Here is a 14,596-nt window from a genome sequence, read left to right on the forward strand (position 1 = left end):
GATTGAATTAGAAAATCCACCATTCAGTTCTCACACCAAGATAAGTCCCGAATCTCTTCGCTCCAGACTGCTCTAAAAATGGCGAATAAAGACTGTTCATCGCCTGATCATTGTACCTCGAAACTTCTGCAATGAAACGGATATGCGGTCTTGCCCAAATGCTTCTTTCTGCTGTCGGGACAATCGTGGGCGCCAAAACCAATTTGGTCATCGAAGCAGGATTTTGACTGCCATCTTTCCTGGATGCAAAATGAAGTTCTGAAAGGATATGAAACCAATTATTGAAATAATAAGTCGCTCTCAAACCTGTATTGAATTCAGATTTTTTGTTGAAAATATCTCTCTGATAATAATCGATTGCTTTGTTATTACTGTCAGATCCGCCTTTACTCATCGTAAAAACCGCATAAGCATTGGCAGACCATCTGCTGGAAATATTAAGCAAAATATGTTCAACAGCTGTCAGCGAATAGGCACCCTTATAATTTTTCGTTTCTTCATCCGGAGCGCCGTAAGTTCGCCAGGTTTGGGTATTTCCACTGTCGCCTCCGTTGGCAACTCCGCTTCCGTATCTCAATGATAATTGGTTGAATGATCCGGAAATTTTTGTTTTTAAATTGGTATTCAGTTTCGCGCCTAAAACCCAACCCTGATCCGATGGATACTGTTCTATTGAGTTTTTTCCGGATCGATCTACAGTATGAAATTCAGCGAGAAGTTTCATTTGGTGAGCTTTATTTTTGAATGGAATAATCTGCTCCAGTACGAAGACTTCCCGTTGTCTATAGATTAAATTCTTTGTTCCACTAATGACATTTGTGTAAGAATACGGCGTCGAGTTGCTCGAAGCTGTATCAATTGCTGCCGGAAAAAACATCGAGAATCTGGTATTTTTATGCCTCACGCCCCAACCAGTTGCGGAGTGGTCATCGAAGTAAAAATAATCTGCAATATGAACGTCATCATATCTCAGCCACCGCGATCCCGCCCAGACATCCCAGTCACTTCCCATAATGTTTCTGGCTTCCACAAAAACCTCTGGCAAAGCAATGATCATTCCCTGATTGGATTTTGAATCTACATTACCCAGAAAAGTACCGCCGGAATAGAAACTCAATCTTGCCTGCATATCAATTTTCGTCGTTTTGATAGTGTCGCCATTCACAACCGGAGTGAAATGAAAAGCAGGTAAAAAATCCACATAATCACCCTGATCCATTCTGCCACCAAGCGAACCCTGATTGTTCAGATTCAGCTGTCTGCCGGTTTTTCCGTCGGCGTTCGGAGAATATCCTGCGCCAATTCTGCCCGTAGTTCCAAAAGAAAAATCTTTGTTTTTGATCACAATCTGGGCGTGTGAAATCTGGCTGATGATTAATAAAAACCAAAAGCTGCACTTGAAAATATTTGTTTTCATAATCTATTTAAGCGTCTTCGGCTTGTAGAATTTTAAAGCAAATAAAAGAATGACAACATAGCAAATAATCGGAAGAAGGTAAGCGTGAGCAATATCGGTCTCAGCAATTTTCCCCATCAATGGTGGAAAGACGGCTCCACCAAACATTGCCATCACAAGGAATGATGAAGCCTGCGGAACTTTATTCCCTAACCGTTTCAGTCCAAGGCTGAAAATCGTCGGGTACATTACGCTAAGGAACAAATTCAATAATATTAAACTGATGAAAGATGCCCAGCCAAAACTTTGTGAAATAATTAAGCATAATATAATATTACAAGTTGTGAAAATCGCCAAAAGCTTGTTCGGAGCGATAAATTTCATCAGAAAAGTTCCAACGAAACGGCCGATCATCATCATTGCCATACTTAATGAAAAATAATACGAAGCTTCAATCTCAGGAAGCTGCATTTTTTCCACGCCATAATTGATAAAATAAGCCCACGTTCCGCCCTGTGCCGCAATATTGAAAAACTGGGCGACGACTGCAAATATAAAATGTCTCTGTTTCCAAAGTGGCGCGTGCGGATCTGAAACCGAAGCTTCTGCACCATTATCGCTTTCAGAAATGGTAATATCTTCTGCGTGAGGATCTTTCAGACTTGGAACTTTAATAAAACAAAAAATAATTGTTATGGTTAAAATCACAACGCCAATCCAGGTGTAAAGATCTTTGACAGAATCTAATGAATTGTTATCCAAACCAGATTTTCCAAAGATGAAAAAACCACCTAAAAGCGGACCGATAATTGCGCCCAGTCCATTGAATGACTGCGCAAAATTCACCCTTTGATCACTTGTTTTCTCGTTTCCCAAAGCTGCCACAAATGGATGCGCCACCGTTTCCAAAGTCGCCATTCCCATAGCCAGAACGAAAAGTGCAATTCTGAAAAAATTAAATGACATTTGGTTTGCAGCAGGAATGAAAAGGAAAGATCCAAGCGCAAAAAGTGACAATCCAAGGATCACACCCATTTTGTAACCAAACTTTTTCATAAACAATCCAGCCGGAATTCCCATCAAAGCGTACGCTCCGAAGATGGACAGCTGTACCAAGCCGGATTTTGATTTTGAGATATTCAAAACATTCTGAAAATGCTTATTTAAAACATCGCCCATCGTCAACGCAATTGCCCAGAAGAAGAACAATGAAATCACAAATGCCAGTACGACATAGTATTTTTTTTCTGTAAATTTTGCAGTATTCATCGTATTAAATTATATAGTTTGACCATAATGTTTTTCCCGGAACGATTCGAATTCTTCGTGAGTATAATCCGGACAAGCGCCTGATTTTGAAGTGATAAATGCGCCGAGAGAAACAGCCTGCTTCATAATCTCTTCCGGCAAACTCCCTTGAATTCTCTTTGATAAAAAGCCAGCCAGAAAGGAATCTCCACTTCCCACCGTGTCGTTAACGTCTATGGAAACAGCCGAAAAATTGTAACTCTGTTCTCCAACAAAATATCTTGCTCCTTTGCTTCCCTTTGTCAGAACAATCTCGTGAAGATCAAAATGTTTTTGGATATATTTTATGCTGCTGTCTTCATCAATGTATTTTTCGCCAAGAAATTCGATTATGGTTCTCAATTCCGCTTTGTTCATTTTTACCAGATGCGCTTTTTGAAGCAATGTTTTAATCAATTCAAAATCAATAAAAGGCGGTCTGAAATTCACATCAAACACCCGGAATTTTGAAATTTCTATCAGTTTGAGCAGCGTATTTCTTGACACTTCATTCCTTGCAATTAGACTTCCAAAAACAAAGGCTTCAGAATTTTCTATGAGTTCTTGATGAGCGGGTAAAATCTCAATATGATCCCAGGCGACGTCATTCACAATATCATAATGTGCTTCACCGTGTTCATCGAAATCGGCAATCACGGTTCCTGTTGGTTTTTCATAATCGGTTTGAATATTATCGGTAGAAATATTCCAGCTTTTAATCTGCTCCAGAAGATCCTTTCCCAATTTATCATTTCCGATTTTGCTTATCATTTGGACTTTCAAACCCATTTTATCAAGATTGTAAGCGACATTGAAAGGTGCACCACCGGCTCTGGATCCGGCGGGGAAAATATCCCAAAGGATCTCACCAAAACAGACGGCGTAGGATTTATTATTTGTATTCATATAAGGTTAAACGTTTAAGTTAATTAATAAAAAAATTATTTTGTTGAATTTTGAACAATCAGTTCAGCTGATAAAGTTATTTTTTTGGCACTGGCAGCATATTGTTTAATTTGAAGGTCCAATAATTTTACTGCTTCGTCTGCCATTTCCTCCAGCGGTTGTTTTACATAAGTTATTTTTGAAGGAAACAATTTATAGGCTTCTGTCTCATCAAATGCCACAACAGAAATATTTTCAGGAACTTTGATGTTATTCTGAACAAGGTATGACAATCCTGCAACAGCAAGTTTGTTGCTGGAAAAATAAAGTGCAATGTTCGTCGGACTGATTCCCAGCGCAGCTTTTAGTTTACTTTGAATTTCTTCTGTAATATTTTCAATCCCCACCAGAATGCTTTGAGTTTTGACATTCTCGCCGCTTTCGGAAATGGCAGTTTCAAAACCTTTCTGTCTATCCAAAAGATGCGGCAATTTGGTATCATAACCGATATAAATGATTTTGTCAAATTTCTTTTTCAGAAGAAAATCAGTGGTACTTTCCGCAATCTCTCTATTGTTTACGATGATACTTGGTATTTTAACATCTTTCAAATATCGGTCGATAGTAACGATAGGGTAATTTTTGTCAACCAGTTTCTGAAGAATATGTTCCGAACCGACAACAGGCGCTACAATCATCCCATCTACCTGCTGCTGAGAAAAAAGTTCAATCAGTTTTTCAAATTTTTCTGCATTTTCATCTGAACTTCCAATGATTAATGTATAACCTAATTTCAAAGCTTTGTCTTCCAGGTTGCGAGCGATGTGAGAATAAAATTCGTTTGAAATATCAGCAACGATCAGCCCAAGCAGTTTACTTTTATTGGTTTTCAGGCTTTTCGCTATTTTATTTGGCGTATAGTTAATCGTTTCAGCAATCTCAAAAATTTTTTTCTTGGTATTTTCACTGATTCGTTGTCCTTCTTTTCTGTTAAGAACATAAGATACCGTTGCTACGGAAACTCCGGCAATGCGCGCTATATCTTTGATGGATGTTCTTTTCATTCTAACTAATTGACAATGCAAAGTATTCCATAAAATTTTAAATAAACAATAGTCCGTTTTTTTTCGTCAATTCAGAAAAAAGTGTAATTTGGCAAATTTTTTAAAACTATTAGCACAATGAACAAACCATTGTATATCAAATACTTATATATTAATCATCTTTTAAAATGAACTATTCATTAATTAATTAGGTTTCCAATGTTAAATTTTGGTTAAACGTTTAACTCTAATTATTTTTAATTTAACTTTAATTTCTGCTACCTTTTACTGTGAAACTAAATTCACTCCCTACGCCCCATTCACTTTTTACCGAAATATTTCCACCCTGAGCTTCTATAAAATCTTTACTGATACTCAAGCCTAATCCTGTCCCTTCTTTTTGGGTACCCGGAATTCTGAAATAGCGGTTAAAAACTTTATCTCTATACTTTTCGTCGATACCAGTTCCGTAATCTCGTACAGAAAATTTCACAAGGTCTCCCTCTTTTTTCACCTCAATGTTGATGGCAGAATTTTCGTAAGAATATCTCACCGCATTAGACAACAAATTATTCAGAACCCAGCCTGTTTTTTCGCTGTCTGCCAGCACTTTTTCTATTCCGTCTTCTACCTTTACGACAAGGTTTATATTTTTTTGCTCTGCTGCAGATTTGTTTGCATTGATCGCATAATCAATGATTTGACTCACCTCAGAATTTTGTATATTCAGATTGATTGATCCACTTTCCAGCTGTGTCATATCCAACAGTTCACCGGTAATTTTCAGCAATCGGTCTGAATCTTCTTTGATTCCATTCACCAGATTTTTTTGTTCATCATTCAGATTTCCGATTTTGTCATTTTCCAATAATTGTAGTCCCATTTGGATTGATGAAATCGGCGTCTTAAACTCGTGCGAAACCGTTCCCATAAAGTTAGTCTTAGCCTGATCCAATTCTTTGAAAAGTGTAATATTCCTCAGCATAATCACTTGTCCTATGAATTGACTCTCTTTTTCTCCGGTCGGAACCACGTTGATGTCAATGATCTCTTTTTCAAAATAGCTTTCTTTTCCATCGGCGTATATTTTCATCGTTTCTGTCTTCGAATCTTTTTTCTCCTCGATGATTTCCTTGATAATATTTCTGATAAGATCATTTGTGACAGCCACATCCTGGATCAGTTTTCCTACGAAATTTTCTTTTTTAAGACCTGTAATTTTCAGCGCTTCGTCATTTACAAAAAGGACTTTTTTATTCTCATCAATTCCGATAATCGGATCGTGCATATTATCGATCAAAGTTTCAATGCGGCGTTTTCCGCGGATGATCTTATCGAGTTTGCTTTCGGAATATTCCTGAAGTTTTTCAGCCATTATGTTAAATGACATCGCCAATTGCCCAAACTCACTTTTGCTTTCAAAATGAACCCTTTCTTTATAATTCTGATTCGCAATCTGTTTAATACTTTCTGTCAGTACCTGAATTGGATTGGCAATATTGGAAGGCAGATTCACCATCAGGATAAATGCGATAATGAAGCACAACATTCCTGCAGCTGAGATGATGGCAATTGCGCTTTTCGCAGTCGCATCGGCCACACTGCTTTTATGCTCGATAGCAACCATATTGAGCTGCATCAGCTCGGCAATATCTCTTCTGATGGAGGACAGTAGTTTGGGATTGTCTGATTTTTCTTTTAATAATTGAAAATGCGTGGCTATATTTTCGGTCGCTTCCTTCTCGCCAGGTTCGGTTACGTTTTTCTTTTGTTTTTCGAGATGCCTTTCAAAAACACCATAGGCCGCAGGATCGGAATTGATCTCTTCCAAGGCCAGCAGCATATTTCTGGAATATTGCAGTGTGTTGTAATTGGCGACCAAGATATTATTGGTGTCTTTTTTCAGTTGATTGATGTACCAGCCGCTGAGCACAGAAAGCACGATGATCATTAGAAAAAGCAAGCCTACGCCAGCATTGAGTTTTGTTTTGATTTTCATTTTAATTTCAACTTAAAATTACAAGGTCAATATTTTCCTGTGATAATTTATTCAAAAGCGAATTGAAAGTATCCGTCGCAATGATGACTTTCCAAAGATTGAGATGTGGTTTCCCGATACAAACGGTTGTAATCTTCCGCTCTTCGCATTGTTCCATAATTGCTCGTGTGACATTCGTACTTTCTACCTTGATGATCTCTGCTCCCAATTCGGTGGCTAATTTAAAGTTATTAATCAAATGCCGTTGCTTGTCCAGCGCAATTTTATCTGCACTTTCTCTCGGGACCTGAACATAGAGAAGATACCATTTGCTGTTGTAATAATTGGCCAGCCTCGCTGCTTTCCTGATGACGTTCTTCGCTGTTTTTTCGTTGGAGCTGATGCACGCCAGAAATTTTTCCTTTCTAATATTCTTGATATTTGAAACTTCGGTCTCCACTTTACGTTGAACCTGGGAAGCCACTTCTTTCAGTGCCAGTTCTCGAAGCTGCAGGATATTGTCATTTTTAAAGAAATTACTGAGCGCCGAATTAATTTTTGCAGCATCGTAGATCTTTCCAGCTTTCAGTCTATCGATCAATTCTTCAGCAGTCAAATCGATGTTCACTACCTCATCGGCCTGGGCCAAAACGCTGTCCGGAATTCGTTCCTTAACTTCGATATCCGTGATGTTTTTGACATCTTCATTCAGACTTTCGATATGTTGGATGTTGACCGCGCTGATGACATTAATACCTGCATCTAGGATTTCCATCACATCTTGCCAACGTTTTTCGTTCTTGCTGCCTTCGATATTGGTGTGCGCCAATTCATCTACGATCACCACTTCTGGGCGAAGATTGATCACTGCCTGAACATCCAGTTCTTCCAGCTCTTTTCCTTTATAGAATAATTTTCTTCTCGGAATGATTGGTAATCCGTCCAGCAAAGCGTGCGTTTCCTTACGATTGTGGGTTTCGATGTATCCGATCTTCACATCGATGCCGTTTGTCAACAGCGAATGTGCTTCCTGGAGCATTCGGTATGTTTTTCCCACACCGGCACTCATCCCAATGTAGATCTTGAATTTCCCGCGTCTTGATTTTTTTATTAAATTAAGAAAATCCTGAGCTGACCTTTTTTCATCCATAACAGATTATCTATATCAAATTTAGGTAAATCCCTTGTCAAAAATTCAACAAGGGATTTGGTAATATGGAAACTATTAAAAACTTACGGCAAGCGATGTGACTGCCATAAAATTATTTTTGTTCAAATGATCATCTCGATCCAGAAAAATATCATCCTTACTGCCTAGGTTTTTCACTTCGGTACGCCAAACGAGATTTGGAAGGATCCAGTAATCTGCATTCACAGAATAGCCGAAGGTCTTGAATCCATTTTCTGTTCCCGTCGCAATGATGACGCCTTTTTCATCACTGTAATATTCGCCTCTTGCTGCAAAACTCAGCTTGTCTGTGGCTGCATATTTTGCAATGACCACAGGCGAAAACCAAACATTGTATTGCTCGCTGCCTTTCATCTTTTGCTCGGCTCCGATATCGAAACCTGTGGTCAAAGCCAACTTTTTACTCAGCTGAAAAATACCGTACAGATTGTGAAAGTACCGCATCTGCCTGATGCTGTCCGGCTTATCATTCCCAACGAAGGAACTGCTGTTTAGCGTGATCTTATCCGTCGGTTTGTACGTCAATTGGTGTCCAAAACCGACCGTCGAATTTCCATCCACACGTTGGATCCGCTGCCAGCCATTCAGAACCAAACCGCTGACCAACCATTTTCCGCTGTTGCTGGTGTAGGTAATCTTTGCGCCGCTTTCGTAGTAAGGTGAATTCTCTGCCAAAAGACTTCTTGTCAAAGTCCAGCAATCTTTGCTGATGGCACTTTCAAAACCGATGTGTGAAGCCATAATTCCGGCATCGATCCATAGATTTTTAGACTTCGAAATTTTCACACCAACATTAGCTTCATAGATATTTTTGAGGACGCCAGGTTCTGCAGCATAATTGGCATTCATATACGTTCCGGTTGCTAAAGCCAGATTGGCGCGAAGTCTTTCGATTTCGTAATTGGCTTTTACGAATCCGAGATTCAGATTGACCTCATTGTTCCGGTTGTGGCTGTAGATGAAACCCGGACGTGTGTTGTTCTGAGGATTACTGAAGTCGAATTGGTAGTAGACCTCAGCGTAAGCCGAAATTTTCAATGGTTTCACATCGTCTTCCTGTGCAAACAAAGATGCGGAAGCGCCTAACATCATCAATGCCAATAGTTTTATATTTTTCATTTTTATTAATTTCAATTTAATTATTTCAAAGCGTCTAGCGCGATATTGAGTTTTAACACATTGATTTTTTCCGTTCCGAATAATCCCAGAAAAGGTTTTTCTATATTGGAAGCTACCAGATCTTGAATTTTGTTTTCATTAAGATTCCTGATCTTCGCAATTCTTTTCACCTGCACATCAGCAGCCTGCACGGAGATATTAGGATCCAATCCACTTCCGCTGGCGGTGACGAGATCAGATGGAATCTCGGCTTTTGAAACTTCAGGATTATGTTTGATGAAGTTGTCAATTCGCTCCTGAACGGTTTTCAAATAATCGGGATTGGAAGGTCCTTTGTTGCTTCCCGCAGCTCCGGCTGCGTTATAATCTACAGCTGAAGGGCGTGACCAGAAATACTGATCTTCCGTAAATGCCTGTCCGACGTTTGTATAATATTTTTCGTTATCGATCGTGACAATCTCGCCTTTTCCGTTGTTGGGAGAAAATTGTGCGATCCCGAAAATCATGAGCGTGTAAAATCCTGAGAAAAACAGAAGACAAACCAATGTCAGTTTCAAGGCAGGAAGAATATTTTGTTTCATTTGATTTAATTTTAAAGTTCGATTTTATGTTGTGGCGTCTTTTGACACTGGATCTGCAGCCCGGCCTGAGTGGATCCCGAAGTAAAATCGGGAGGGAACGGAGGACGAATCGAGCTGCCCAAATAATTTAAATAAACAGGGACACAATCAGGTCGATGATCTTGATTCCGACAAATGGGATCAAAACGCCGCCCAGACCGTAGATCAAAAGGTTTCTTCTGAGCAATGCACTCGCACCGATCGGTTTGTAGGCCACACCTTTCAGAGCCAGTGGAATCAATACCGGAATGATGATCGCATTGAAGATAACAGCCGACAGAATGGCACTTTCCGGGGAATGAAGGTTCATAATATTCAATCCTTGCAAAGCTGGAATCGAAGCGATGAACAATGCCGGAACGATGGCGAAATACTTAGCGACATCATTCGCAATACTGAAAGTTGTTAAAGTTCCTCTTGTCATCAGCAATTGTTTTCCTATTTCCACGATCTCGATCAGTTTGGTCGGGTCGTTGTCCAGATCCACCATATTTCCGGCCTCTTTTGCCGCTTGTGTTCCGCTGTTCATCGCAACGCCGACATCGGCTTGAGCAAGTGCAGGCGCATCATTGGTTCCATCACCCATCATGGCGACCAATCGGCCTTCGGCTTGTTCTTTTTTGATGTAGTTCATCTTGTCCTCAGGTTTCGCTTCGGCTATGAAATCATCTACGCCCGCTTTTTCAGCGATATATTTGGCGGTCAAAGGATTATCGCCTGTGACCATCACGGTTTTGATTCCCATTTTTCTCAGACGTTCAAAACGCTCCTGAATGCCCGGTTTGATGATATCCTGAAGCTCCACGACACCCAATATTTTTTCGTTCTCGGAAACGACCAATGGTGTACCGCCGTTGCTGGAAATGGTTCTCACCGCTTCTTCGATTTCTTTTGGAAAAGGATTGCCTGCTTTTTCAACCAAGTTTTTGATGGAATCCGCAGCACCTTTTCTGATTCTGATGTTGTCATAGTCCACACCTGAACTTCTCGTCTCTGCTGTGAAATTGATGAATTCGGGATTTTTGATTTCATAAGTTTTAGGATCAATTCCTGCGAGTTCTATGATTGACTTTCCTTCCGGCGTTTCATCTGCCATAGAACCTAAGACTACCGCTTTCTGAAAATGTTTTTCGTCGATCCCGTTTGCAATATGGAAATGGGTCGCTTTTCTGTTTCCGATTGTGATGGTTCCGGTTTTATCAAGCAAAAGAACATCCACGTCTCCTGCAGTTTCAACCGCTTTTCCACTTTTTGTGATCACATTGGCTCTCAATGCTCTGTCCATTCCGGCAATTCCGATGGCTGATAGAAGTCCGCCGATGGTCGTTGGAATTAAGCAAACAAATAATGAAATAAAAGCAGAAATAGTGATTGGCGTATTTGCGTAATCCCCAAAAGGTTTGAGCGTCACCGTCACGATGATGAATACCAATGTGAAACCTGCCAAAAGTATAGTTAAGGCTATTTCGTTCGGTGTTTTCTGTCTGGAAGCTCCTTCTACCAAGGCGATCATTTTATCCAGAAAACTTTCGCCTGGTTCTGTGGTCACTTTGACTTTGATCCTGTCGGAAAGTACTTTTGTTCCGCCGGTCACACTGCTTTTGTCACCGCCAGATTCACGGATCACGGGTGCACTTTCTCCAGTAATCGCACTTTCGTCGATAGTTGCAAGACCTTCGATGATCTCACCATCTGAGGCAATGATGTCGCCAGGCTCACATAGGAACACATCGCCTTTTTTAAGTTGAGAGGAAGGAACAATGGTGATTTCATCATTAAAAATATCCCCCACCGGCTGAATCCATTTCGCAGGCGTTTCTTCTCTTGTTTTTCTGAGTGAATCTGCCTGCGCTTTTCCTCTTGCTTCTGCGATGCCTTCTGCAAAATTGGCGAACAGTAAGGTGATAAATAAAACAGCAGTTACGATGATATTATAGATCAAGCTTCCTTGATCTTTCTCGCCAAGCGCGATCCAGACACAAACGCCGGCCATTACCAATGTTCCAATCCACACCATGAACATTACAGGATTGCGGAACATTTTGGATGGACTTAGTTTTATAAAAGACTGTTTCAATGCTTCATTGACCAATTCGGCCTGAAACAAATTATTTTGATTTCCTTTCATTTTAATTCAATTATTTAAGTGAAAAATGTTCTGCGATAGGTCCCAAAGCCAAAGCCGGGAAGAAAGACAGCGCAGCAACAAGTGCGATAACAGCGAAGACCATCAATCCGAAAGTTGGTGTGTCGGTTTTCAACGTACCAGCACTTTCCGGGATGTATTTTTTGGCAGCAAGACTTCCGGCAATGGCCACGGGACCGATGATTGGAAGATATCTTGCCATCAGCATAACGATGCCACAGGCGATGTTCCAGAAAGGTGTATTGTCTCCAAGACCTTCAAAACCACTTCCGTTGTTGGCACTTGACGATGTGAATTCATACAGTATCTCGCTGAAGCCGTGAAAGCCAGGATTATTCAGCCAACTGGCGTAAGCTTCAGGATCATTCGCAAAAGTATAACTCGCGATCGCGGTTCCTGCCAGGATCAAAAGTGGATGCAGAAGTGCGATGATCATTGCAATCTTCATTTCTCTCGCTTCAATCTTCTTACCCAGAAATTCCGGTGTTCTTCCTACCATCAATCCGCTGATGAAAACTGCGAGAATGATAAAAATGTAGAAATTCAGGAAACCGACGCCAACTCCGCCGTAGAAACAATTGACCATCATCCCCAGTAATTGGTTCATTCCACTGAGTGGCATAAAACTGTCGTGCATAGAATTGATACTTCCTGTGGAAATGACCGTCGTCGCAATGCTCCAATAAGCTGAGGCTGCAGCACCGAAACGGACCTCTTTCCCTTCCATATTTCCCATCGATTGAGAAATTCCCATCTCGGAAATCGCAGGATTGCCATTGACTTCGGATACGACGGTCGGTATCATTAACATTAAAAATCCGATGGTCATTACACCAAAAATCGTCCAAGAAAGCTTTCTTCTTTTGATAATAAATCCCATTGCAAATATCATAGCTAAAGGAATCAACATCTGAGTGACGATCTCAACAATGTTTGTAAAGTAATTCGGATTTTCCAGAGGATGCGCAGAGTTGGGGCCAAAAAATCCACCGCCGTTGGTTCCCAAATGTTTGATCGCCACAAATGCAGCGACTGGACCGCGGCTAACTTCTACTTTATCACCTTGTAAATTGATAATTGAATCTTTGCCCTCAAAAGTCATCGGCGTTCCGTTGAATGCCAGTAATGAAGCCACTACAATTGCAATTGGAAATAGAATTCTGGTGCAGCTTCTCACAAAAAAGAAATAGAAATTCCCAAGTTTATCGGTCGTTCGTTCTTTCATTGCAAAAAACACGACAGCTGCGATTGCTATCCCGCATCCTGCGCTGATAAACTGCCACAGCATCAAGGTCAACTGTCCGAGATAGGACATTCCTGTTTCGCCGGAATAATGCTGAAGATTGGTATTTGTCACAAAACTGACTGCCGTATTAAAAGCCAAATCGCCGCTCATTGATGGATTGTTGTCCGGATTCATTGGGAGCCAGCTCATATTGGTCAAAACAAACATAGCTGCCAAAAACCACACAAGATTGATGGTCAACAAGGCGATCAGATGTTGTTTCCAGGTCATTTCTTTTTCGGGATCGATACCTGAAATTTTGTAGAATAATCGATCTACAGGATTTAACAGCTTGTCCAGCCAGGTTTTTTCGTTTCCGAAAATTTTTGAGATGTAGCGCCCGAGTGGCAGTGCAATACCGACTGCGAGGGCGAACATCAATATAATTCCTAATATTTCTTTGTCCATTTTTTAGAATCGTTTATTAATAGTTTCTTTAAAATTTAATTGATTGTTTTCATTTTAATGATGATGTAAAGGAATGCAATGACGAAAAGAGCCCAACCGATAAGTTGAAACCAATCTTTAATTTCATTTTTAATCCTTCTATCTTTCATTTCTAGAATTTTTCCGGTTTTACTAAAACGTAGCCTATGTAGCCAAAGACGGCAATGGCAATAATAAATAATGTGATCATGATCTGTTGATTAATTGGTGGTCTTTTCTTGTCTGTTCCAGATAAATGGTTTTAAAATCTGCGGGAATCTCCTGGTAGAGAAATCGCCATTGCTGTGGATTTGTTTTTCTTTTCAGGCTTTCAAATGAGCGGATGAAGATATTTTCTATCAGGTATCTCACGTATGAATTTCCGCGGTTGTAGATCCAGTTCATCCGTTTGACATTCCGGATTACCGATTGGATTTTTGTCTGTTCTAAAAGATTCTTAATGTGATCGACTGTTGTCTGCATAATTCCTGCGAAATTGTTCCGATCTGAGAGATTTGCAATATCATTCCGGATGTCTGGATAGAAAGCCTTCAGGTATTCTACCGTCTTTTTTTGATTAATTTTCTGCATTGCTCAAATTTTTTCAAAAGTTCTGATCAGCAGATAAAAGATGGAGAAAAGGGCGATTCCCAAAAGAATTAAAATCGTTGTCATAATCCTTTATATTTTAAGGTTGAATAATGGCTGCGAACACAAAAACACTGAGGATGACCGCCAAATTGATGATTAAGATTTCCAAGTTGTGTTTGGTTTTAGATCTTTTCCAGCTTTGCCAATTTCCCGATTTCATTATTTTTCGATGCATAATATTTTTTGTTTTAAAGTCCTGATTTATAGATTTGACGCAAGTAAACCTGATGCAAGCCTGTCGGCATTTTCGAAAAAATTAAATTTTTGTAGGTGTTGTCGCAGGAAAAAGTCAGGCTGTCTAGGGAATAGACGAACACATTTTCTACGGCGTTTTTCAGCGCCTGATCGCCCTTTTGGTAGAGTTCATTCATTTTTTCGAATGACCGGATCAGAATTGTGGTGTCACCTTTCCTGATAAGGTTTTTGATCTGCCTCGTAAAGACATTGATGACCATAAAGGAATTTTTAGTTTTGTAAACTTCTGCGAACTCCGCTTTGGAATCCGGAACCACTTGGATGATTTCCTGTATTGCTTCTGTGTGATTCATTTTAGTAATTGTTTTGAATCACT

Annotated in this window: 12 protein-coding genes; all 12 read right to left on the reverse strand. The window is 40.1% G+C overall.

Features of this window, described 5'->3' with window-relative positions; genetic code table 11:
• Positions 1-7: 7 nt before the first annotated feature.
• Positions 8-1,417, reverse strand: coding sequence for a carbohydrate porin (locus tag LUD75_RS11680; RefSeq protein WP_232705851.1), 1,410 nt, complete (start codon positions 1,415-1,417; stop codon positions 8-10).
• 3 nt (positions 1,418-1,420) lie between these two features.
• Positions 1,421-2,665, reverse strand: coding sequence for an L-fucose:H+ symporter permease (gene fucP, locus LUD75_RS11685; protein WP_232705852.1), 1,245 nt, complete (start codon positions 2,663-2,665; stop codon positions 1,421-1,423).
• 9 nt (positions 2,666-2,674) lie between these two features.
• Complete coding sequence (locus tag LUD75_RS11690) at positions 2,675-3,589, reverse strand: carbohydrate kinase (protein WP_232705853.1); 915 nt, start codon at positions 3,587-3,589, stop codon at positions 2,675-2,677.
• 35 nt (positions 3,590-3,624) lie between these two features.
• Positions 3,625-4,632: a LacI family DNA-binding transcriptional regulator gene (locus LUD75_RS11695; protein WP_232705854.1), complete on the reverse strand. Its 1,008-nt coding sequence runs from the start codon at positions 4,630-4,632 to the stop codon at positions 3,625-3,627.
• A 247-nt stretch (positions 4,633-4,879) separates the two neighbouring features.
• A complete protein-coding gene (locus LUD75_RS11700) occupies positions 4,880-6,610 on the reverse strand; it encodes an ATP-binding protein (protein ID WP_232705855.1) in 1,731 nt (576 codons plus the stop codon).
• A 7-nt stretch (positions 6,611-6,617) separates the two neighbouring features.
• Entirely contained in the window at positions 6,618-7,739 is a 1,122-nt protein-coding gene (locus LUD75_RS11705) for a sensor protein KdpD (protein ID WP_232705856.1), read from the reverse strand.
• 75 nt (positions 7,740-7,814) lie between these two features.
• Positions 7,815-8,897 (reverse strand): porin, encoded by a 1,083-nt coding sequence (locus tag LUD75_RS11710; RefSeq protein WP_232705857.1) that lies wholly within the window; start codon positions 8,895-8,897, stop codon positions 7,815-7,817.
• Positions 8,898-8,917: 20 nt separating this feature from the next.
• On the reverse strand, positions 8,918-9,478 hold the full coding sequence (locus tag LUD75_RS11715; protein WP_232705858.1) for a K(+)-transporting ATPase subunit C: 561 nt from the start codon (positions 9,476-9,478) through the stop codon (positions 8,918-8,920).
• 127 nt (positions 9,479-9,605) lie between these two features.
• Complete coding sequence (gene kdpB / locus LUD75_RS11720; RefSeq protein WP_232705859.1) at positions 9,606-11,645, reverse strand: potassium-transporting ATPase subunit KdpB; 2,040 nt, start codon at positions 11,643-11,645, stop codon at positions 9,606-9,608.
• Between the two features lie 10 nt (positions 11,646-11,655).
• Positions 11,656-13,356, reverse strand: coding sequence for a potassium-transporting ATPase subunit KdpA (kdpA, locus tag LUD75_RS11725; RefSeq protein ID WP_232705860.1), 1,701 nt, complete (start codon positions 13,354-13,356; stop codon positions 11,656-11,658).
• 225 nt (positions 13,357-13,581) lie between these two features.
• Positions 13,582-13,965 carry a hypothetical protein gene (locus tag LUD75_RS11730; protein WP_232705861.1) on the reverse strand — a complete coding sequence of 128 codons (384 nt, stop codon included), beginning with the start codon at positions 13,963-13,965 and terminating at the stop codon, positions 13,582-13,584.
• Positions 13,966-14,213: 248 nt separating this feature from the next.
• A complete protein-coding gene (locus LUD75_RS11735; protein WP_232705862.1) occupies positions 14,214-14,573 on the reverse strand; it encodes a hypothetical protein in 360 nt (119 codons plus the stop codon).
• Positions 14,574-14,596 lie beyond the last annotated feature (23 nt).

The organism is Epilithonimonas sp. JDS (assembly GCF_021261315.1).
GTDB lineage: Bacteria > Bacteroidota > Bacteroidia > Flavobacteriales > Weeksellaceae > Epilithonimonas.